Genomic DNA, 18518 nt, shown 5'->3' with positions numbered 1-18518 from the left:
TGCGGCGATCCGGCCCATCCCGGTACCGGGTCGAAACAAGCGCAACCGCATCATTCAAATCGATCTCATCTTGCTCCTGTTTTGCCCGACCGGTCAACGGCCGTTCGAAAAATACGAAAATGTCAGTTGCCGCCGATGCTCGGCTACTGTGCATGGGGTTGTTTTCGCAGTTTTTGTTTTGGGAGCATCAGCCCTGCCGATCGCACGGCAGAGCAGGGCGGCTACGCTCACCCCTTCGGTCCGCGCAGCTGCGCGGTCAGCCGGTCCATCGCGTCCGCCACGTCGTGCCAGTGCGACAGCCAGCTGCGCGGGAAGCGGAAGGTGAGGTCGGCGCCGCCGACGCGGCGCTCGGACAGGCACATGCCCGGCGTCGCCCCATCGCGCGTGCAGCGCGCGGTCAGCGCCGGGCTTGCCGCGGAATAGAGATCCTCGCTGCCGTAGGGCGTGTCGCTGCGGAACATCCGCATGGTCAGGCCGTCCGCTGGGCTTGCCGCGGCCGGGTCGAGATAGCGCGGATAGATCGTGGCCGAGCGCTGCTCGGGCGAGAGCGCATCGTGATGGGCCGCGATCGACAGGAAGATGCGGTCGATCGATTGCACCGCCGCTTCCACCGTGTCGGCGGTGACGTGCTTCGGCGCGCCCGGCGGCTCCAGCGAGGGATAGAGGAAGTCGAGATCGATGCGCTCCTGCGGTCCGGAGTGCCGCTGGATCTTCATGCGGATCGCGTTCACGGGCAGGTTGAACAGCGTGCCGCCGACGCTCACTGGCAGCTTGTCCGGGGCGTTCGCGCCGCGCGGGCCCCAGGTCGGCCACAGCAGATAGGCGACCAGCGCGACCGCGCCGGCCGCGGCAATGCCGCCGAGCACGATCGGGACGACGTGCGCCCGGGTGCGCGTGCGGGGGGACCTGAAGGGAGCTTCCGAAAACACCGTCATGAGCTGGCGCAAGAGATCCGGACGCCGGCCGTTGGCCGGCGAATCAGCGGCGAATATGCCACGCGGCAGCGATTTCGCGCAGCGTTCCGCACCTGCGGCGCGCGGGGACGGCCCTGCGCGGAACCGGCAGCGACGTTAACCTTCCCTTAAGGATAATGTAGCGTTAACCCGCACTCTTTGTCACAGGAAGGCGGTGGCGTTGCGTAAGGGCGGACCGTTCCGATGACACCTGAAGCTCTCAATACTTTCTTTGCGATCTGCATTGGCTTCGCGCTCGCGGGCGCGCTCGTGAACGGATACCAGGCGCTGGCGCAGCGCCCCGCCGGCTTCGGCCTGTTGCAGGACGGCGTGGCGCCGAAGACCTTCGCGGCGGTGCCGTTCCTGGTGTTCGCCGCGCCCTTCATCATCATGCGCAACACGCTGCGCGGCAGGCGGCTGGAAAGCCGCCGCGCCGAGTTCGTGATGATGGCAACCGTCATCGCCGGGTTCTGGAGCATGATGAGCGGCACCTTCTTCCTGATGACGCTGCGCGCGGCCGGCGTTCTGGGCTGACCCCCGGCCGGTTCACCCGGCGCGTCGGTTCCTTTGCCTCCTCGCCGCCGTTTCGCTATGGCTGGGGCGACGTGACAGGAGACCTCCATGGCGATCTACGAGCTCGACGGGCAGGCGCCCGACCTTCCCGCCGACGGCAATTATTTCATCGCGGACACCGCGACCGTGATCGGCCGGGTGCGCCTGAAGCCGGGTGCGAGCGTCTGGTTCGGCGCCGTGCTGCGCGGCGACAATGAGTGGATCGAGATCGGCGAGGGCGCCAATGTGCAGGACGGCTCGACCTGCCACACCGATCTCGGCTTTCCGCTTGTGGTCGGCCGGAATTGCACGGTCGGCCACAACGTCATCCTGCATGGCTGCAGCATCGAGGAGGGCGCGCTCATCGGCATGGGCTCGATCGTGATGAACGGCGCCAGGATCGGCCGCAACAGCATCGTCGGTGCCGGTTCCGTCATCACCGAGGGCAAGGAATTTCCGGAACGTTCCCTGATCATCGGCTCGCCGGCCCGCGTGCTCCGCACGCTCGACGACGCCCAGGTGCAGAAGATGGGGAGCGCCGCGAAGTTCTACGCGGCCAACGGTCCGCGCTTCAAGCAGGGCCTGAAGCGGATCGGCTAAGTGCCTTCGGACTCGCGGGCTTCCCTGGCGCTTGCGATCTTCTCGTGGCCCGCCGACCACAACGCGTGATCGTCGCTGCCGTCCGAATAAGGGTTTGCCTCAGCCGGAATGTTTTCGCGCGCGGCGCGTTCGCCTTCTGCAAAAGGATCGCGATCGGTCATCGGGATTTTTCTCCTTAGCTTTCAAGCTGAGGTGACGGCGTTTGTTCCGGAACTGGATTTCGCCGCGGCGGTTGACCGGTAAAGGAGAACTCTCCATGGCCGCATCGCCTGTCGCCGTCTCGACAAGAACCCTGATCCTGATCCTCGCGCTTGCGGCGATGCCGGCCGTCGCCTTCGCGCAGGCGGCTGGCGGCTCTGGCGGAACGAGCGGTGGCGCCGCAGGGTCGACCGGAGGTGTCGCCAATTCGCCGGCGCCGCCGCCCGGCACCAACAGCCTCGGCACGGCTCAATCGTCCGGCCCCGGCGGCGGAGGCGCTGCCGCCACTGGCGGCGGGACGGACGCCTCCGTCAATGCCGAGAATCGCATGCTCGACAAGAAGCTGAAGAGCATCTGCCGCGGCTGCTGAATGCTCGCGCGGAAGTGAGGCAGTGTGGCTGTCCGGAATGCCCTGATGGCGTTAGCTTGATCCCGCTTTGAAGCGTGGAGCGTGTCCACGCGGAGGATCGAGTGATGTTACGCAGGATGGTGATGGCGGCGCTGACCGTAGCAATGGTCGGGCTGTCAGTGCCGCAAGCGGCCGAGGCACGTGGGTTCCGACATGGCGGCTGGGGCCATGGTGGTTGGGGTCATGGCGGCGGTTGGCACCATGGCGGCCATTGGCGCGGCGGCGGCTTCTGGCCTGGACTGGCAATCGGGGCGGGCATTGCCGGTGCCGGTCTCTACGGCGGCTATTACGGCTACGGCTATCCCTATTACGGCGGGCCCTACTATTATGGTACCGGCTACGGCTACAACGACGGTTATGGCGGCTGCTACGTCGCGCGGAAGCGCGTCATGACGCCCGCGGGCTGGCGTATCCGCCGCGTGGATGTCTGCGAGTAGTGTCCTCGACGAGACCGACGAAAAAACAAGGTCGTTGACGCAGTATACCGTCAACGACCTTGCCAGCCCCGGACATTGAAATCGGCTCACGCCATCCGGTAACCGCGAGCATCGCGCGGAATCACACGGGCGAATGTGATCCAGTTCACAAGTCGAGAAAATTAGTGGCGTGCCGAGAGTTGCTTAGCCGCGCGAGCGCTTGCGCGCGCTGGCCTGGGCGCGCTGCCGCACCGGTTTCCTGCGGGTAACCGCGGGCGCCTCGACGTCGGTGGCTCGCGCGCTGGCGAACGACTGCCGCAGGCCCTCGATGGACTCGTTCAGCGATGCCACCTGCTCGGACAGACGCTTGGTGTCGGCCTGCTGCGCCGCCATCAGCCGCTTCATGGTCTGGAGCTGATCCTGCACCACCTGGAGCTGGTCGATCGATTCCTGCTGGGTCGCCTCCAGCCCCTTGGTCTTCTCGACCAGCTGCTCGGAGGCCTGCGCGGTCCGCGCCTGGAGCTGCCGCGATGCCACCACTCGGTCGGTCTCGGGTGCGGCGCCGGTATAGGCACGCCAGATCGCGATCGAGGTGACGCCGGCGATCAGGAGGAGGAGCGCTGCGGCGGTCAGCGCAATGGGCTGGGCGCCGAGGCGAAGCAGCGGGTTGGACGGTCTGTCCTGGGCGAGATCGATCATCGCTGACAAAACCCAAAATTGAAACTTGGTGAGTGGCGAAGACCGGCAGCCCTGAGGCGGCCGGGGCGTCCCGAAAGCGTTACGTGTCGGCAAGGAATGGGACCAAAAAGAGGCCAAAGGCCAAAAAACCAGCAATCAGCGGGCCTTGGCGCCGCCGAGGCTTCGCCCCGGCCTCAAGGCTGAAACGGCGAAAGCGGTCCGGAATAGGTCTTCGCGCGCGGCGCCGCGTAGGGGCCGAGCCGGGAGGTCTTCAGGCCGAGCCGCACCAGTGATTCCGCCAGCGTCACCGCCGCCGCGACGCCGTCAATCACGGGCAGGCCGTGCGTGGCGGCGAGTTCGGCGGCGAGATCGGCCATGCCGGCGCAGCCGAGCACGATAGCCTCCGCGCGGTCGTCACGGATCGCGGCCTCGATCTCCGCGGAGATCTTCGCCAGCGCATCGCTGTTGCGCTCTTCCAGCGCCAGCACGGGCACCTCGGCGGCGCGGACGCGGGCACAGCGATCGGCGAGGCCGTATTTGCGCAGATTATGCTCGATGGGCACGATGGAGACACCGAGCGTCGTCACCACGGCAAAGCGCGCCGCGATCAGGCTCGCCATGTGGAAGCCCGCCTCGCCGATGCCGATCACCGGCGCTTTGGCGACGGCACGGGCGGCATCGAGGCCGGTGTCGTCGAAGCAGGCGATGATGTGCGCGTCCGCGCCGTCGCGGTCAGCCTCGCGGATGCAGCCGAGCATGCCGGGCACGGCGAAGGCCTCGTCGTAAAATCCCTCGATCGAGACCGGGCCCATCGTCGGTTGCCGCGCGTCGATCTCCGTGCCGGGCAGGGCGACGCTGCGCGCCGCAGCGGCGATCTTCGCCGTCATCGACACGGTGGTGTTGGGATTGACGACGTGCAGCCGCATCGGATCAGACAAGCCCCTCAGACGAGCGCGTTGTTAGACGAGACCCTGGCCGGCGTCCGAGCCTTTGGCCGCCTGCCGCTTGTTGAGCACGTGGATGGTGCCGAGCGCAAGGGCGATCACCGTGAAGGAGACGGCCGAAATCACGGTGCCGAGCGCATAGATGTCGGGGTTCGTCACCGTGGTGGTGAGGCCCTGGAGATCGAGCGGCAACGTGTTCACAGCGCCGATCGCCTGGCTGGAGCGGGCGAGCTCGTCCCACGACAGCGTGAAGCCGAACAGGCCGATGCCGATCACCGAGGGCAGGATGATCGGCAGCACGACATGGCGGAACGTCTGCCATGGCGTGGCGCCGAGATCGCGCGCGGCTTCCTCGAGCCGCGGGTCGAAGCGGTTGAAGATCGCGAACATGATGAGCAGGCCGAACGGCAGCGTCCAGGTCAGGTGCGCGCCGAGCCCGGAGGTGAGCAGGCCCATCGAGGTCTCGAAATTCTCGTTCCAATGCGCCTTGATCAGGTCGTCGATGATGCGGAATTCCAACGAGATGCCGAGCGAGGTGATGATCGAAGGCACGATCAGGCTGGCGATCGCCGTGTAGAACAGGATGCTTTGCGCCCTGAACTTCCTGCGGAAGGCCATGCCGGCGGCGACCGACAGCACGACGGTGACGATCATCACGATGATGCCGAGCAGCAGCGAGCGGCGGAAGGCCGCGCCGAGATCAACGATGCCGGTGCCCTGGAACAGCTTTGCGATCCAGAAGGTCGACACGCCGTTCATCGGGAAGGTGAGGCCGCCCTGCGGCCCCTGGAACGACAGCACGTAGATCGCGATCATCGGCCCATAGAGGAACAGCACATAGGCCGCGAAGAAGATCGCGAGCACGTAGAACGAGCGCGGGCGTCCTTCCGTCATGCTCTAGAGTTCCTTCTTGATGTCGACGATGCGCGACATCATGGTGATGATCAGGAATGTGATGGCGAGCAGGATCACGGCGTTGGCTGCCGCGGCCGGGAATTGCAGCGCATTCACCCGCGTCTCGATGATCTTGCCGGCGGCGGCGATCTGCTGGCCGCCCATCACGCCGATGGTGATGAAATCGCCCATCACGATGGTGATGACGAAGATCGAGCCGATCACGATGCCGGGCTTGGACAGCGGAATGATGACGTTGACGAGGGTCTGGAAGCCGCTGGCGCCGGCATCATAGGCGGCCTCGATCAGCGACTTGTCGATGCGCACCATCGAGTTGAAGATCGGCACCACCATGAAGAAGGTGAACAGGTGCACCAGCGCCAGCACCACCGAGAATTCGGAGAACAGCAGCCATTCGATCGGGTGGTTGATCAGGCCCGTCTTCATCAGGCCCGAGTTCACGAGGCCGTTGCGCCCGAGCAGCGGAATCCAGGCGATCATGCGGATCACGTTGGAGGTCCAGAACGGGATCGTGCACAGCAGCGACAATCCCATCTGCCAGGTCTTGGACCTGACGTAGAAGGCGAGGAAGTAGGCCACCCAGAAGCCGATGAACAGCGTGATGGCCCACACCATGAAGCAGAGCTTCAGCGTCTTCAGATAGGTCTTGCCGATCGTGCAGAGCTCGGGCAGCTGCGCAAGGCAGCCCTCGAACGTGTCGGTGTAGCCGCGGCCGGAGAAAGCCGGCAGCAGCTGGTATTCGTTGTAATCCCAGAACGAGACGATGACGACGAAGGCGAGCGGAATGAGGAAGAAGGCGAGAAACACCAGCATCATCGGCCCGGCCTGAAGCCAGGAGATGAAGGACGGCGACAGGCGCGTCGGCTTGGCGGCGCGCACTGTGCCTGCCCCCGGGATCAGGCCCGGGGCTGCCTGTTGCAGGACTTCTTCGGACATGTCCGCTACGCCGCGATGAACTCGTTCCACTTGCGGACCATGTAGTCGTTCTCGTCCATCACCGCGTTCCAGCAGGCGACGCCGCCCATGCGGTCCTCGTAGGAGCCTCCGTCGCGCACTGCGCCGGCCTTCTCGAGCAGCGAGCCGTCGGGCGCCTTGATGTCCTTCTCGGCCGGCTTGCCTTCCATCCAATAGGCCCACTCGTAGGGCTCCATATGCGCCTTCGCGGTGGAGAGCACGGCGGAGTAATAGCCCTGGCGATTGAGATAGGCGCCGGCATAGCCGGATAGAAACCAGTTCACGAACTCATAGGCCCATTCGAGCTTCGCGCCCGACACGCCCTTGGAGACGCAAAAGCCGGAGGCCCAGGAGCGATAACCTTCCTTGAGCGGCTGGAACGTGCAGGGGATGCCCATCGAGCGCACCTTTGTCACCGCCGGCGACCACATCGACTGGATCACGGTCTCGCCCGAGGCCATCAGGTTGACGCTTTCGTTGAAGTCTTTCCAGAAGGCGCGGAACTGGCCGGCCTTCTTGGCTTCGGTCATCACCTTCATGGTGAGATCGATCTCTTCCTTGGTCATGTTGCCCTTGTCGGCATATTTGTACTTGCCGGAGGCTTCCACGACCATCGCGGCATCCATGATGCCGATCGAGGGGATGTTGAGGATCGAGGCCTTGCCCTTGAACTCGGGGTTGAGCAGCTCGGACCAGGAGCTGATCGGCCGCTTGATCAGGTCGGGCCGGATGCCGAGCGTGTCGGCATTGTAGACGGTCGGGATCAGCGTGACGAATTCGGTCGCCGACGTCGCGAATTTCTTGGAATCCTTGCCCTCGAGGTAGAGCACCTTCCAGGGCGCGGTGCCCTGGCCGCCGATCTTCTTGCCGCCGGGCGTCTCGCCCTTGGTGAAGACAGGGGTGATGTTGCCGAATTCCTTGATCTTGCGGGCATCGAGCGCGAGGATGTTGCCCGACGGCACGATCTTCTTCAGCGAGAAATATTCGGTGTCCAGCACGTCGAAGGAGTTCGGCTGGGTCATCACGCGCTTGGTGACGTCGTCGGTGGTCGCGGTGATGTATTCGATCTTGATGCCGGTGTCCTTCAGGCACTGCTTGGAGATGTCGTCGCCTTCGTTCACGGCGGTGCCGAGATAGCGCAGCACCTTGGCATCGGCCGACTTCACATAGGGAAAGCCGGTGATGGCGCCGGAGCCGGCGGCGAGGCCGGCAAGACTTGCGGTGCCCTTGAGCAGCGTGCGGCGGCTGAGGCCGGTCTTCCTGGTCGTCTCGGTCATTTCCCTCACTCCTCTAGTGTTGCGCATTTTTCCAAGATCAAGGGCGCTATTGCAGGCGTTGCGCCTTGGCGGGGTCCCAGGTGGCCAGCACGCGATCGCCCGGACGGAACGGGTGGACGTCGAAAGTGGCTTCGGGAACGTGGGAGAACAGGGCGGTGCCGTCGTCGAGCGTGAGCGAGACGGCGATGTAGGAGCCCTGGTACTCGGTCTGGGTCAGCAGCGCCGGCGCGCCGAACGCGTCGTCAGCAAACGGCACGATGCCGAGCTGATCGGCGCGCACGGCGATGAGCTTGCCGGCGTCGCTGAGCACGTTGTGGCCGCCGATGAAGCGCGCCACGAATTCGGTGCGGGGATGATGGAAGATGTCGCGGGCCGTGCCCTGCTGCTCGATCCGGCCCTGGTTCATCACCACGATGTGGTCGGCGAGCGCCATCGCCTCTTCCTGGCCGTGGGTGACCTGAATGAAGCTGATGCCGAGCTCGCGCTGCAATCGCTTCAGCTCGCCGCGCATCCTCACCCGCAGGAACGGATCGAGCGCGGATAGCGGCTCGTCGAGCAGGAGAATTTGCGGCTCGGTGATCAGCGCGCGGGCCAGCGCGACGCGCTGCTGCTGGCCGCCGGAGAGCTGCGCCGGCAGCCGGCCGGCATATTGGCTCATCGCCACCAGCTCCAGCAGCTCGCCGGCGCGCTTGTGGCGCGTCGGCTTGTCGATGCCGCGCATCTTCAGGGCAAAGGCGACGTTGTCGAGCACGGTAAGATGCGGAAACAGCGCGTAGGATTGGAACATCATCGCGGTGCCGCGATCGGCCGGCGGCAGGTCGGTGACGTTCTGGCTGCCCAGGATAATGTCGCCCTCGCTGACGGCCTCGTGGCCCGCGATCATGCGCAAGGTCGAGGTCTTGCCGCAGCCGGACGGGCCGAGCAGGCAGCAATAGGTGCCCGCCGGGATCTTCAGATTGACGGTGTCGACCGCCAGCGTCGTGTCATAGCGCTTGGTGACGGCGACCAGTTCGAGAGCGGCGGGAGTGGCCATGGCGTGTCCAAGGAGGGGCGGTGCTGCCGCCCTCTCCGCAAGGTCCGTGCCAACCGCTGCCTTGCCGGCCGAATTGCGAAACTGTGCAGCGGAGTCAGATCGTTAGATCGAATCCGGGCCCGCTGTCCCGTCCGCCCTGTGCGCAATCACCTGCACACGAAACGAGCGCGGATTGTATAAACTTTCGCCTGTGATTGCATACAGCTCGTCGACTAACATTCGGGAGCGAACGTCGTCGATCGAGCCCTCAAGCCCAACCTCGAACTCATGGCCGCCAAGCCCCGTCCCAAATCCGACGCGCCCGATGCGAACGATCGCGTCAGCCGCATCCGGGAGGGTGTGACCGCCGCGATCCTCGAGCATCGCCTGCTGCCGGGCACCAAGCTCGGCGAGGACGAGATCGGCGAGATCTACGGCGCAAGCCGCACGCTGGTCCGCACCGCGCTTCAGCAGCTCGCGCATGAGGGCATCGTCAACATCGAGAAGAACCGCGGCGCCTTCGTCGCGCGGCCGACGCCGGCCGATGCCCGCGAAGTGTTCGAGGCGCGCCGCCTGATCGAGCCCACCATCGTCGATCACGCCGTCGATGCGGTGACGCCGGACTGGATCGATCGCCTCCAGCGGCATCTTGCCGAGGAACGCGAAGCCGAGCTGCGCGGCGATGCCCGCGCCTCGGTCCGGCTCTCCGGGGAGTTTCACCGTCTCGTCGCCGAGATGAGCGGACACAGCATCTATCTCGGCTTCCTGAAGGAGCTGATCGCGCGCTCCTCGCTCATCATTCTGCTCTATCGCCGCCACGACACGCCGGCCTGCGGCACCGAGCACCACGCCGGCATCGTTGCCGCCATTCGCAAGCACGACAAGCAAGCCGCGCGCGCGCAGATGCTGTCGCACCTGGACGAGATCGAAGCCGAGCTGTTCCTAAAAGACCCCGTCGCAGACGAGCTGCGGCTTGCTGACGTGCTGGGGTGATTGCCGCGCCCCGGGGCGCATCATGCAATGATGTGCTGCTGAACCGGGGCTCATCTCTGTTCGCAAACCGGGTCCCGATTCAGCGACGCAGCGTTACACGCTGCACCACGCCCCCCCGGACAGGCTGGGCTCCAAAAAAGTTGCGGCCAGCCATTGGGGGATGGCTGGCCGCGCGCGAACCGGTCTGGGACGGGGAGGGGTGGGGATGTGACCGGGTCGCGTAACCTGTTGTCTCGTTCCTGATCTCTTGCCTAATCTCTGGCGCTGGCGGTGGAGACCGCCGGCTTGGTATCGCCGAGCGAGACCCAGACGTTGGGATCGCTCTGCGACTGGCGCTTGACGAAGCGGTAGCCGGTCTCGGTCCAGGCAACGACGTTCTCGTTCTGATTGTCGAGAACGAACTCGCCCTTGTCGGTCTTCACCGTCAGCACCGCGTGTCCTTCGCCTTTCTTGTCACGCACGACGGTGATGAGCAGGGCCTGGCGCGGCCATCCGGCATCGATCAGCATCTTGCGCTTCAACAGCACGTAGTCTTCACAGTCGCCGTAACCGTCTGATGGCAGCGACCATTTCTCGATCACGCCCCAGTGCTCCTGGTCGGTCAAAGGCTTGACGGTCTCGTTGACCCAGCGATTGACCTTGACGAGGTCGCGCCATGCGCCCTGCGACATCACGATGTCGCGCGGCTGCGCCGGTGCGCCCTGGCACTGGGCGGTGTTGTCCGCACAGAATTCGACCCAGCCGATCGGTGCGCGCGTGGTGTCACCGAGGCTCGCGTAGAGCAGACGGCCTTCGCCGGCCTGCGCTGCCGCGCTGATCCCGAAGAGCATGGCGGCCAGCGCCAGCCCTTTCCCCTGTCCCCTGAAGTCAAACATTGCGGCCCCCGTTTCTTGTTGGGACCACATTTCGCACGGAGCTTTTGCGTTGCCGCTAAGTCGACCAAGTCAAGTCGAGACGAATGCAAGTAAAACCTGCGGCGAATTCGATCTATACTTGAATCGAATTCTCATAAAATTTGAAACAACTGCAATTGATTCAAATTTTATCGATTAACGCGCAAACGCTGCCGGAACCGCCATTTCCATCTGCAAACGGGCCGCGCGTTAACCCGCCCTGGCGCCGTCACGACGCATGAAAAAGGCGGCGTCCGCATTGCGGAGGCCGCCTTCAGGGCTGGAAATTACGGAGTTTTGCCGCGCTGGCGCTTTACCGCGCGGTAACGCTCTCTTCGAGTGTCTCGATCGGCTGCTCGTGCAGGAACTCCAGCGCGAAGCCGTCTTCGAGGTTTCGGACCACGCGGCCCTGGACCCGTCCGAGCAGGACCGTCGATTTCAGCGGCGGCCGGTTCTCCGCGGCGATGGCGGCGCCCGATAGCGAGAGGTCGATGATGCGGCAGGTCATCTTGGTGCCGTCCTCGAGCGTCAGCACCGCGATCGGGTTGCGCGGCACGATACGGTCGTGACGGCGGTCTTCCGGCAGGTTGAGGATGTCGCGGTTGGCGAGCCAGGTCAGTTGGGCCGCAAGCTTGTCGCGCTTGCGGGGCGTCGCCCCGATCGTCATGGCGAAGCCGTTATCGATGATGCGGGTGATCTTGCCTTCGACGCGGCCGATATGGTCGAGATAGGCGACCACGCGGTCGCCGACATTGCCGATGCCGGGGGCGAGCAGCGCAAGGCCGCCCGGCGACATGTTGATCACCTGGCAGGGGAATTCGCGGCGGTCCGGCAGCATGTAGCGGCCGAGCAGGTGCACCTTCACCCGCTGGAAGCGCCGACGCTCCTCGGCGGCCGGAAGAAATTTTTTGTTCGCCAACGCCATTTTCAACACCCGACCCCCCGCCCGGGCGGAGTCCGGGACGACCCTAAGGTGCATAGGGTTAATGCCGCGTTAGGATCGGCCGCGGCGGTCACGGACAGACACAATACGTTCGAAAAGCCACATATGAGGTCCCGCGCGGCCGCCCAAGCCGGCCTCGTCGCTCGCCCAATGCGCGTGGGCGGAGCCCTATGTGCCGAGAGATGGTCGGCCTCGATGGACCTAGTCGATGCTGCGGCGGACATATCTCTCCACCTGATCGACGAGATCATCGAGCGTGCTATCGGCAGTGTCGAGCACGAGACGCTCTCGATCCCACGGTTCATAGTGGTGGTTCACTATCTCTTCCCAGCTTGGGAGCTGGTGGCCGCCAATATCGGCGACGCGGCCTTCCGACCGCTGCCGGTGGATAGCCGGGTCGCTGCAGATCAGTTCGATCTCGACTATGCGTGTCGAATGTTCAACGGCCGTCTGCCGCCAGCCGGCACGGCTTGCGAGCACCGGGTTTACACAGTCGGCGACAACGCTTCGGCGCAGCTTGAGATTTTTGGCGGCGATGGCATTCGCTATGGCATAACCCATAGCGCCGACCGGCAGGCCCGCCCGCCGCAAGGCCTGTTCGATAGCGTCGACACGGAGGTACGTTGCCTTGAGGCGCGTCGCCAACTCGCGGGAGACTGTCGTCTTACCAGTGGCGGGAAGACCACCGAATACGAGCAATGTAGGGGAATGATCGCTGGTCATGTCTGGTGGTCACTTGCCGTTCGTTTGCCGAGTCCCCGAGCACACTTGCAGGCATTTGTTTCGCGTCTGCATGCAACGAGTTCCAGTAGCCTTGATGGCACGGACGCGCACAACAGGGTAGCGGTCGCATTCCGAACTGCTCCACGAAAGGCCGTGCGACTCGCGCTTGGCACGCGCGCGCATCTCACATACGCTTCGCGATACGTCCGCGCCATAAATCATAACAAGCGGGCAGCGAGGAAACAGCCATGCAACAGATCCGCGTCTGCACCCACGCAGGTCCCGGCTCGGAGCCCGTCATCCGCACCGTGCCGTGGCCGAAGGTCGGCAGGAAGGCGGCGCTGATCAAGGTCGGCGCTTGCGGCGTCTGCGGCACCGATCTGCATATCCTGAAAGGACATTGGCCGAAGCCGCTGCCGTGGCCGTTCACGCTCGGGCATGAGCTCGGCGGTGTGATCGTCGAATGCGGGGAGGAGTTCACCGAGGACTTCATGAGCAAGCCGCTGACCGTCGGCTCGAAGGTGATGATCCCGCCGCTGATGCCCTGCGGCCATTGCTATTACTGCATCCACTATCCGCAGACCGCCAATAAATGCCTGACGCCGGTCTATTACGGCCGCTATCTCGGCTTCGACAAGGCGCCGCACATGTGGGGCGGCTGGGCCGAATATGTCTATGTCGATCTCGACATGCTGCCGGGCACCAAGATCTACAAGCTGCCCGACGACATGTCGCTGCGCCTCGGCGCACTGTCCGAGCCGCTGACCTCCTGCATCCGCGCCTTCAACCGCGCCAGCCGCGCCGGCGGTTTTTCCTGGGGCGATACGGTGGTGATCCAGGGCTCGGGGCCGATCGGCATTCTGGCGGTTGCAGCCGCCAAGGAGATGGGGGCAGGGCGCGTCATTTGCGTCGGTGCGCCGGAGCAGCCGCGGCTCAAGCTGGCCCGCGAGTTCGGCGCGGAGGCAACCGTGAACATCGAGGAGCTGACGTCGCCGCTTGAGCGCATCGATCGCGTGCGGAAAATCGTCGGCGGCTTCGGCGCCGATCTCGTGATGGACTGCTCGGGCCATCCGACCGCGGGCCCCGAAGGCATTGAGATGCTGCGCGACGGCGGCACCTATGTCGAGATGGGCCAGTTCACCGACGCCGGCTCGATCGAGACGTCCTGGCACCGCATCTGCACCAAGGACCTCAACGTGCTCGGCTCCTGGGGCTTTACCGGCAACGACCTGCCGCTCGGCGTCGACATGCTGTACCGCACCGCCGAGAAATATCCCTGGCTGAAGATGCAGACCATCTATCCGTTCACGGAGGACGGCGTTGCGCAGGCCGTGAAGGACGCGATGGCGATGAAGACGGTGAAGTCGACCATCGTGCCGTGGCCGGAGCTGGTGGAGTGATGGCCTGGCGCGGTAAGTGATCCGCGGGCCACGTGCCGGCATACCAACGAGAGCCACGATGACAGACGCATCCAACCCGCAGGCTCGATCGCCCTTCCATGCCATCCGCGCGATCGACTACACCGTCATCTTCGTGCGCGACATGGCGGCGATGCGGCGGTTCTACAAGGACGTTCTTGCCTTCCCGCTGCTGCGCGAGCTCTCTGCGAACTGGATCGAGTACGGCTTGGGCCCCAACACGCTGGCGCTGGCGAAACCGAGCCGTACCGCTGCCGATGCGCCGATGCCGTCAGGCAGCGCCGCGCTGCAACTGGCGTTCAGGGTCTCCGCAGCCGAGGTCGATGCGTGCGCCGACGAGCTGGTGCGGCAGGGCGTTGCGCTGGTATCGCCGCCGACGAACCAATCCTTCGGCCACCGCACGCTGTTCTTCCGCGATCCCGATGGCAATCTGCTGGAGATCTATGCGGAGATCTGAGCGCTGCGCGCTCAGCGCAGCCGGCTATGTGACGCTCCCGGTCAGCATGGCCTGCGCCCAATCCGGGCGGTTGTTGGCGAGCGCGCGCGCCGATGCGGCGTCCCAATCATATTCGAGGGCCAGGAGCTCGGCCTGCCAGCGCTTGTTTCTGTTCGTGAGGATTGCGTAGCGGGCGTGAGGTGAGCGGTGCTCGAGTTTTGCGGCGATGGGAAGGTCCGCGAAGACCGGGCAGCCAACGCTTCCCGGATTGAGGACCAGGCGGCCGCCGGGACCCTGAACGATCGCCTGGCGGTGGCTATGACCGCACAGCACCACGCGCGCCGCCGGTTCGCTCGCGAGGCGTGACTCCAGGACTTCGCGGCGTGCCGGCACAAAGCGGCCGTCGTCGAGCGATTCCTCCAGCAGGCACGTCGTGTCGCTCTCGGGCGTGCCATGGCAGGCCAGGATGGCGTCGTCCAGCCGCAGCTGGGAGGGCAGGCTGTGCAGTGCCCGGCGCTGCTCCGCGGTCAATGCGTTGCGGGCGAACAGGCCTGCCGGCGAGAGCTTGTCGTCCGCAAACTCCTCGATCCAGCGGTCATGATTGCCGCGCACGGTCGGCAGCGACAGCGCTTGCAGGGCTTCGAAAGTCTCCTTCGGCCACAACGGGCTGGTGACGCAATCGCCGAGGTTCACGATACGATCGACGCCGCGCGTCTTGATGTCGGCGAGCACGGCCTCCAACGCAGCAAGATTGCCGTGGATGTCGGAAATGACTGCCAATCGCATCGTTGTGCTCTCCATCTCTTCGGGTCCGGATCTCGGCTCAGTCGCGGCCAGATCCGGTTGCGCCGATGTTAGCCAAGGTCGCCGCAAAAATCCGCTGCAACCTCCAAGGCGCGGCTCTCCGCCAAGCCATGCAACATAGGCATGGTGATTCCCGCGCGCTTGGCGTAAAGAGCGGCCAGATCAAATCGCCAGCGTGCGGCCGGGCCGATTGCCGCGCACGTCAGCCTCAGGCCTCTCGGCTCGCTGTGCCGCGCCTGAATTAACCAAGGTTCTCCATCCCGTGTCTTTTCCGGCCCTGACCCCGCCGCTCGCCCGCGCTTTGGCCGAGCGGAACTATGATTCTCCGACCCCCGTCCAACTCGCCGTGCTCGCGGACGAAGCCGCCGATCGCGACCTCCTGGTTTCGGCCCAGACCGGCTCCGGCAAGACCCTCGCTTATGGTCTCGCCATGGCCAGGGACCTGCTCGGCGATGCCGAGCAGTTCGGATCCGCGGCCGCTCCGCTCGCCCTGATCGTGGCGCCGACCCGCGAGCTCGCGATGCAGGTCCAGCGCGAGCTCGCCTGGCTCTATGGGCATACGGGCGGGCGCGTGGTCTCCTGCGTCGGCGGCATGGATCCGCGCCGCGAGCAGCGCGAGCTTGCGGCCGGCGCCCATATCGTCGTCGGCACGCCGGGCCGGCTCTGCGACCATTTGCGCCGCGGGCGTCTCGATATCTCCGAATTGAAGGCGGTCGTCCTCGACGAGGCCGATGAGATGCTCAATCTCGGCTTTCGCGAGGACATGGAATTCATCCTCGAGACCATGCCGGATACGCGCCGCACCCTGATGTTCTCGGCGACGTTCCCGCGCGGCATCGTCGCGCTGGCCAAGCAATATCAGCATCAGGCGTTCCGGATCGAGGTCGCCGGCGACGAAGGCGGCCACGCCGATATCGAGTACCGCGCGATCCGGATCGCGCCCGCCGACGTCGAGCATGCCGTCGTCAACGTGCTGCGCTTCTTCGAGGCGCCGAGCGCGCTGGTGTTTTGCAGCACGCGCGATGCGGTCAGGCATTTGCAGGCGGCGCTGCTGGAGCGCGGCTTTTCCGTCGTCGCTCTCTCCGGCGAATTGACCCAGAACGAGCGAACCCTGGCGCTGCAGTCACTGCGCGACGGACGCGCCCGCGTCTGCGTCGCGACCGACGTCGCCGCCCGCGGCATCGATCTGCCGAGCCTCGATCTCGTCATCCACGCGGACCTGCCCAACGATGCCGAGGTGATGCAGCACCGCTCGGGCCGCACCGGGCGCGCCGGTCGTAAGGGCACGAGCGTCCTGCTGGTGCCGCCGGCGCGACGGCGGCGCGCGGAGCTGCTGCTCAATCTCGCTGGGGTGGACGCGGTCTGGGGCACGGCCCCGCAGGCGGACGAGATCCGCAAGCTCGACCACGAGCGCATGAAGGACGTGTTGTTCACCGAGGAAACGACCGCCGACGATCTGGTGCTCGCGCAGGCGCTGCTCGCCGAGCGGTCGGCCGAGGAGATCGCCGCCGCACTGGCGCGGCTCTACCGCGCGCGGCTGCCGTCGCCCGAGGACATCATCGATCCCGGCGAGCGGAGCGGTCGGCCGCGCGAGGAGCGCGGGCGCGACAGATTTCAGGGCCAAGGCTTTCAAGGCGAAGGTGGCGACGATCGTGCCGCCAGGCCGCGAGCGAAGTCCGGAAAAGCCTCGTCGAAGCACGGCATGGCCGACGGCAGCGTCTGGTTCCGCGCCGCGATCGGGCGGCGCAAGAATGCGGAAGCGCGCTGGCTGCTGCCGATGATCTGCCGCCGCGGCGGCATCGACAAGCGCGACATCGGCGCCATCAAGATCATGGACACCACGACCGAGTTCGAGATCTCCGCGCAGGCCGCGGAATCGTTCGCCGCAAAGATCAAGCGTCCGGACAAGGAAGACAGCATCCGTATCGAGCCGATGGCAGACGCGCCGCAGCGACAGGCACCGCCGGAGCAACGGTCACACGCGCCGGCTCGCGAGCGAGCCGATGGCGATCATCGCGAACGCCGCGACGAGCGACCGCGCGAGACGCGTGAATTCAAGCCGCGCGGCAAACCGCCCGGCGAGCGCGCGCCGCGATTCGACGACGCGCCGCCCTTTGGAAAGAAGAAGCATCGCGACAAGCAGGCCGGCGCGGAGCCCTCGGTGACGCCCTGGCCGATGAAGGGTGCACCGGCAAAGAAGCCGAAGAAGAAAAAGCATCGCGGCTGAGCCGTAGCCGTTCGGGACGGACGGCGATGATGCCGCCGGATGGCAGCGGCGACGTCATCTGCACCGGGGCGGTCGGGCAGGGGCGTTACGCCGCGGTGAGGTCGCGCAGCATATAGGTCGCGCCTTCCCCGTAGGAAGCGAGCTTCGCGCGCAGTGCCGCGTCCGCCGTCACCGGACGGAAGCCGAGATGTTGCCACAGCGGCTGCGTGGCGTAGACCGAGACCAGTGCGAGCGCCAAGATGCCGGATGCGCGCGCGAGCTCCACAATGCCGCCGACATATTCGCGCGCCACGCCGCCGCGCCGGTCCGGCAACACGGCGACATCGTGCACATAGAGGCAGTCCGCGTCTTGGGGGAGTCGTTCGAGCAAGTGGTCGAGCGGCGGGATCTGATGCAGCTTCCAGGGATGCGCGAGGCCGTAGCCGGCGATCGTATCGTCCGCAACGAGCACGCGGCATCCGTCAGGATAGATCTGCATTTTCTCCGCGAACACCTCGGCTCTTTCGGGAAGATCGGGATGAATCTGCGCCGCAATGGCGACGATCGCGCCGAGATCGGATATGCGCGCTGGGCGCCAGTACGGCTTGCTCATCTCGATCCGTGGTTCCGTCTCACATCATCCAGTTTATTCCACCGCGCGGTGGCGCGCAGCGAAAAATTTCTTTGCGGCCGCCTGAGGAATACGAGGCCGCGCCCGGCGTCCTACCCCATGCAAGCCAATTGCATGACAGGAGACATCATGACGTCCTCGATCCGCCTCGCGCTCGCGCTGGCTCTATCGCTCGCGATTGTTCCCGCCGCCTTCGCCGCACCGCCGACCAAGACCGGCAAGACCGACAAGGGCAATGTGCTGACCGATGCCAAGGGCATGACGCTCTACACTTTCGACAAGGATGCCGACGGCAAGTCGGCCTGCAACGGTCCATGTGCGACGAACTGGCCGGTGCTGAAGGCCGAGGCCAGCGACACCGCCGGCGACGGCTACACCATCATCACCCGCGACGACGGCTCCAAGCAATGGGCCTACAAGGGCAAGCCGCTCTACACCTTCGCCAAGGACCAGAAGCCCGGCGACATTACCGGCGATGGCTTCCTGAACGGCGCGTGGCACCTGGCGATGCCGTAACGGCGGGGTACGCAGACACGAGCGTCGGCTGCTCCACGCGGCAGCCG

The 18518-nt window shown here is 65.4% G+C and carries 22 protein-coding genes; 9 read left to right on the top strand and 13 right to left on the bottom strand.

The window, feature by feature from the left end:
* Positions 1-227: 227 nt before the first annotated feature.
* Positions 228-935, bottom strand: coding sequence for a hypothetical protein (locus WI560_RS20470; RefSeq protein WP_375304617.1), 708 nt, complete (start codon positions 933-935; stop codon positions 228-230).
* Positions 936-1157: 222 nt separating this feature from the next.
* Here WI560_RS20470 and WI560_RS20465 point away from each other — a divergent pair, with 222 nt between their 5' ends.
* Positions 1158-1487: a DUF6949 family protein gene (locus tag WI560_RS20465; RefSeq protein WP_028137247.1), complete on the top strand. Its 330-nt coding sequence runs from the start codon at positions 1158-1160 to the stop codon at positions 1485-1487.
* 87 nt (positions 1488-1574) lie between these two features.
* Positions 1575-2105, top strand: coding sequence for a gamma carbonic anhydrase family protein (locus tag WI560_RS20460; protein ID WP_028137246.1), 531 nt, complete (start codon positions 1575-1577; stop codon positions 2103-2105).
* Here the strand turns inward: WI560_RS20460 and WI560_RS20455 are convergent.
* Positions 2102-2266, bottom strand: a complete 165-nt coding sequence (locus WI560_RS20455; RefSeq protein ID WP_257180666.1) for a hypothetical protein — start codon at positions 2264-2266, stop codon at positions 2102-2104. The two genes, WI560_RS20460 and WI560_RS20455, sit on opposite strands and share 4 nt — an antisense overlap.
* Positions 2267-2361: 95 nt before the next feature.
* Here WI560_RS20455 and WI560_RS20450 point away from each other — a divergent pair, with 95 nt between their 5' ends.
* Together WI560_RS20450 and WI560_RS20445 are read left to right on the top strand one after the other, a co-directional pair.
* Complete coding sequence (locus tag WI560_RS20450) at positions 2362-2673, top strand: hypothetical protein (protein WP_375304616.1); 312 nt, start codon at positions 2362-2364, stop codon at positions 2671-2673.
* A 104-nt stretch (positions 2674-2777) separates the two neighbouring features.
* Entirely contained in the window at positions 2778-3149 is a 372-nt protein-coding gene (locus WI560_RS20445) for a hypothetical protein (RefSeq protein WP_375304615.1), read from the top strand.
* Between the two features lie 183 nt (positions 3150-3332).
* On the opposite strand, the gene WI560_RS20440 is transcribed toward WI560_RS20445, so the two are convergent.
* The 6 genes from WI560_RS20440 to WI560_RS20415 form a co-directional block, all read right to left on the bottom strand.
* Positions 3333-3827 (bottom strand): hypothetical protein, encoded by a 495-nt coding sequence (locus WI560_RS20440; protein WP_375304614.1) that lies wholly within the window; start codon positions 3825-3827, stop codon positions 3333-3335.
* A gap of 173 nt (positions 3828-4000) precedes the next feature.
* Positions 4001-4732 (bottom strand): aspartate/glutamate racemase family protein, encoded by a 732-nt coding sequence (locus tag WI560_RS20435; RefSeq protein WP_375308879.1) that lies wholly within the window; start codon positions 4730-4732, stop codon positions 4001-4003.
* Positions 4733-4765: 33 nt separating this feature from the next.
* Positions 4766-5644, bottom strand: a complete 879-nt coding sequence (locus WI560_RS20430; RefSeq protein WP_375304613.1) for an ABC transporter permease — start codon at positions 5642-5644, stop codon at positions 4766-4768.
* 3 nt (positions 5645-5647) lie between these two features.
* Positions 5648-6601, bottom strand: a complete 954-nt coding sequence (locus WI560_RS20425; RefSeq protein ID WP_375304612.1) for an ABC transporter permease — start codon at positions 6599-6601, stop codon at positions 5648-5650.
* A gap of 5 nt (positions 6602-6606) precedes the next feature.
* Complete coding sequence (locus tag WI560_RS20420; protein WP_375304611.1) at positions 6607-7896, bottom strand: PotD/PotF family extracellular solute-binding protein; 1290 nt, start codon at positions 7894-7896, stop codon at positions 6607-6609.
* Positions 7897-7942: 46 nt separating this feature from the next.
* Positions 7943-8929, bottom strand: a complete 987-nt coding sequence (locus tag WI560_RS20415; protein ID WP_375304610.1) for an ABC transporter ATP-binding protein — start codon at positions 8927-8929, stop codon at positions 7943-7945.
* Positions 8930-9196: 267 nt separating this feature from the next.
* On the opposite strand from WI560_RS20415, the gene WI560_RS20410 reads away from it, so the two are divergent.
* Positions 9197-9901 carry a GntR family transcriptional regulator gene (locus WI560_RS20410; RefSeq protein ID WP_375304609.1) on the top strand — a complete coding sequence of 235 codons (705 nt, stop codon included), beginning with the start codon at positions 9197-9199 and terminating at the stop codon, positions 9899-9901.
* A 251-nt stretch (positions 9902-10152) separates the two neighbouring features.
* Here the strand turns inward: WI560_RS20410 and WI560_RS20405 are convergent, their stop codons facing one another.
* The 3 genes from WI560_RS20405 to WI560_RS20395 form a co-directional block, all read right to left on the bottom strand.
* Positions 10153-10776, bottom strand: coding sequence for a transglutaminase-like cysteine peptidase (locus WI560_RS20405; RefSeq protein WP_028137233.1), 624 nt, complete (start codon positions 10774-10776; stop codon positions 10153-10155).
* 331 nt (positions 10777-11107) lie between these two features.
* Entirely contained in the window at positions 11108-11719 is a 612-nt protein-coding gene (locus tag WI560_RS20400) for a PilZ domain-containing protein (protein ID WP_024340745.1), read from the bottom strand.
* Between the two features lie 219 nt (positions 11720-11938).
* Positions 11939-12460 (bottom strand): AAA family ATPase, encoded by a 522-nt coding sequence (locus WI560_RS20395; protein ID WP_375304608.1) that lies wholly within the window; start codon positions 12458-12460, stop codon positions 11939-11941.
* A gap of 248 nt (positions 12461-12708) precedes the next feature.
* Here WI560_RS20395 and WI560_RS20390 point away from each other — a divergent pair, with 248 nt between their 5' ends.
* Together WI560_RS20390 and WI560_RS20385 are read left to right on the top strand one after the other, a co-directional pair.
* Positions 12709-13860 (top strand): zinc-binding dehydrogenase, encoded by a 1152-nt coding sequence (locus WI560_RS20390; protein ID WP_375304607.1) that lies wholly within the window; start codon positions 12709-12711, stop codon positions 13858-13860.
* Between the two features lie 58 nt (positions 13861-13918).
* Positions 13919-14335: a VOC family protein gene (locus tag WI560_RS20385; protein ID WP_375304606.1), complete on the top strand. Its 417-nt coding sequence runs from the start codon at positions 13919-13921 to the stop codon at positions 14333-14335.
* A 24-nt stretch (positions 14336-14359) separates the two neighbouring features.
* On the opposite strand, the gene WI560_RS20380 is transcribed toward WI560_RS20385, so the two are convergent.
* Positions 14360-15100 (bottom strand): metallophosphoesterase family protein, encoded by a 741-nt coding sequence (locus tag WI560_RS20380; RefSeq protein WP_375304605.1) that lies wholly within the window; start codon positions 15098-15100, stop codon positions 14360-14362.
* 280 nt (positions 15101-15380) lie between these two features.
* On the opposite strand from WI560_RS20380, the gene WI560_RS20375 reads away from it, so the two are divergent.
* Positions 15381-17345 carry a DEAD/DEAH box helicase gene (locus tag WI560_RS20375; protein ID WP_375304604.1) on the top strand — a complete coding sequence of 655 codons (1965 nt, stop codon included), beginning with the start codon at positions 15381-15383 and terminating at the stop codon, positions 17343-17345.
* Between the two features lie 85 nt (positions 17346-17430).
* Here the strand turns inward: WI560_RS20375 and WI560_RS20370 are convergent, their stop codons facing one another.
* Positions 17431-17937, bottom strand: coding sequence for a GNAT family N-acetyltransferase (locus WI560_RS20370; protein ID WP_375304603.1), 507 nt, complete (start codon positions 17935-17937; stop codon positions 17431-17433).
* 147 nt (positions 17938-18084) lie between these two features.
* On the opposite strand from WI560_RS20370, the gene WI560_RS20365 reads away from it, so the two are divergent.
* Positions 18085-18471, top strand: a complete 387-nt coding sequence (locus WI560_RS20365; protein ID WP_375159759.1) for a hypothetical protein — start codon at positions 18085-18087, stop codon at positions 18469-18471.
* The last annotated feature ends 47 nt before the right edge of the window (positions 18472-18518 follow it).

It is taken from the genome of Bradyrhizobium sp. A11 (assembly GCF_042077125.1).
GTDB classification, from domain to species: domain Bacteria; phylum Pseudomonadota; class Alphaproteobacteria; order Rhizobiales; family Xanthobacteraceae; genus Bradyrhizobium; species Bradyrhizobium japonicum_B.
The sequence above is the reverse complement of the archived record's forward strand: the minus strand, read 5'-3'. Positions and strand labels throughout refer to the sequence as shown.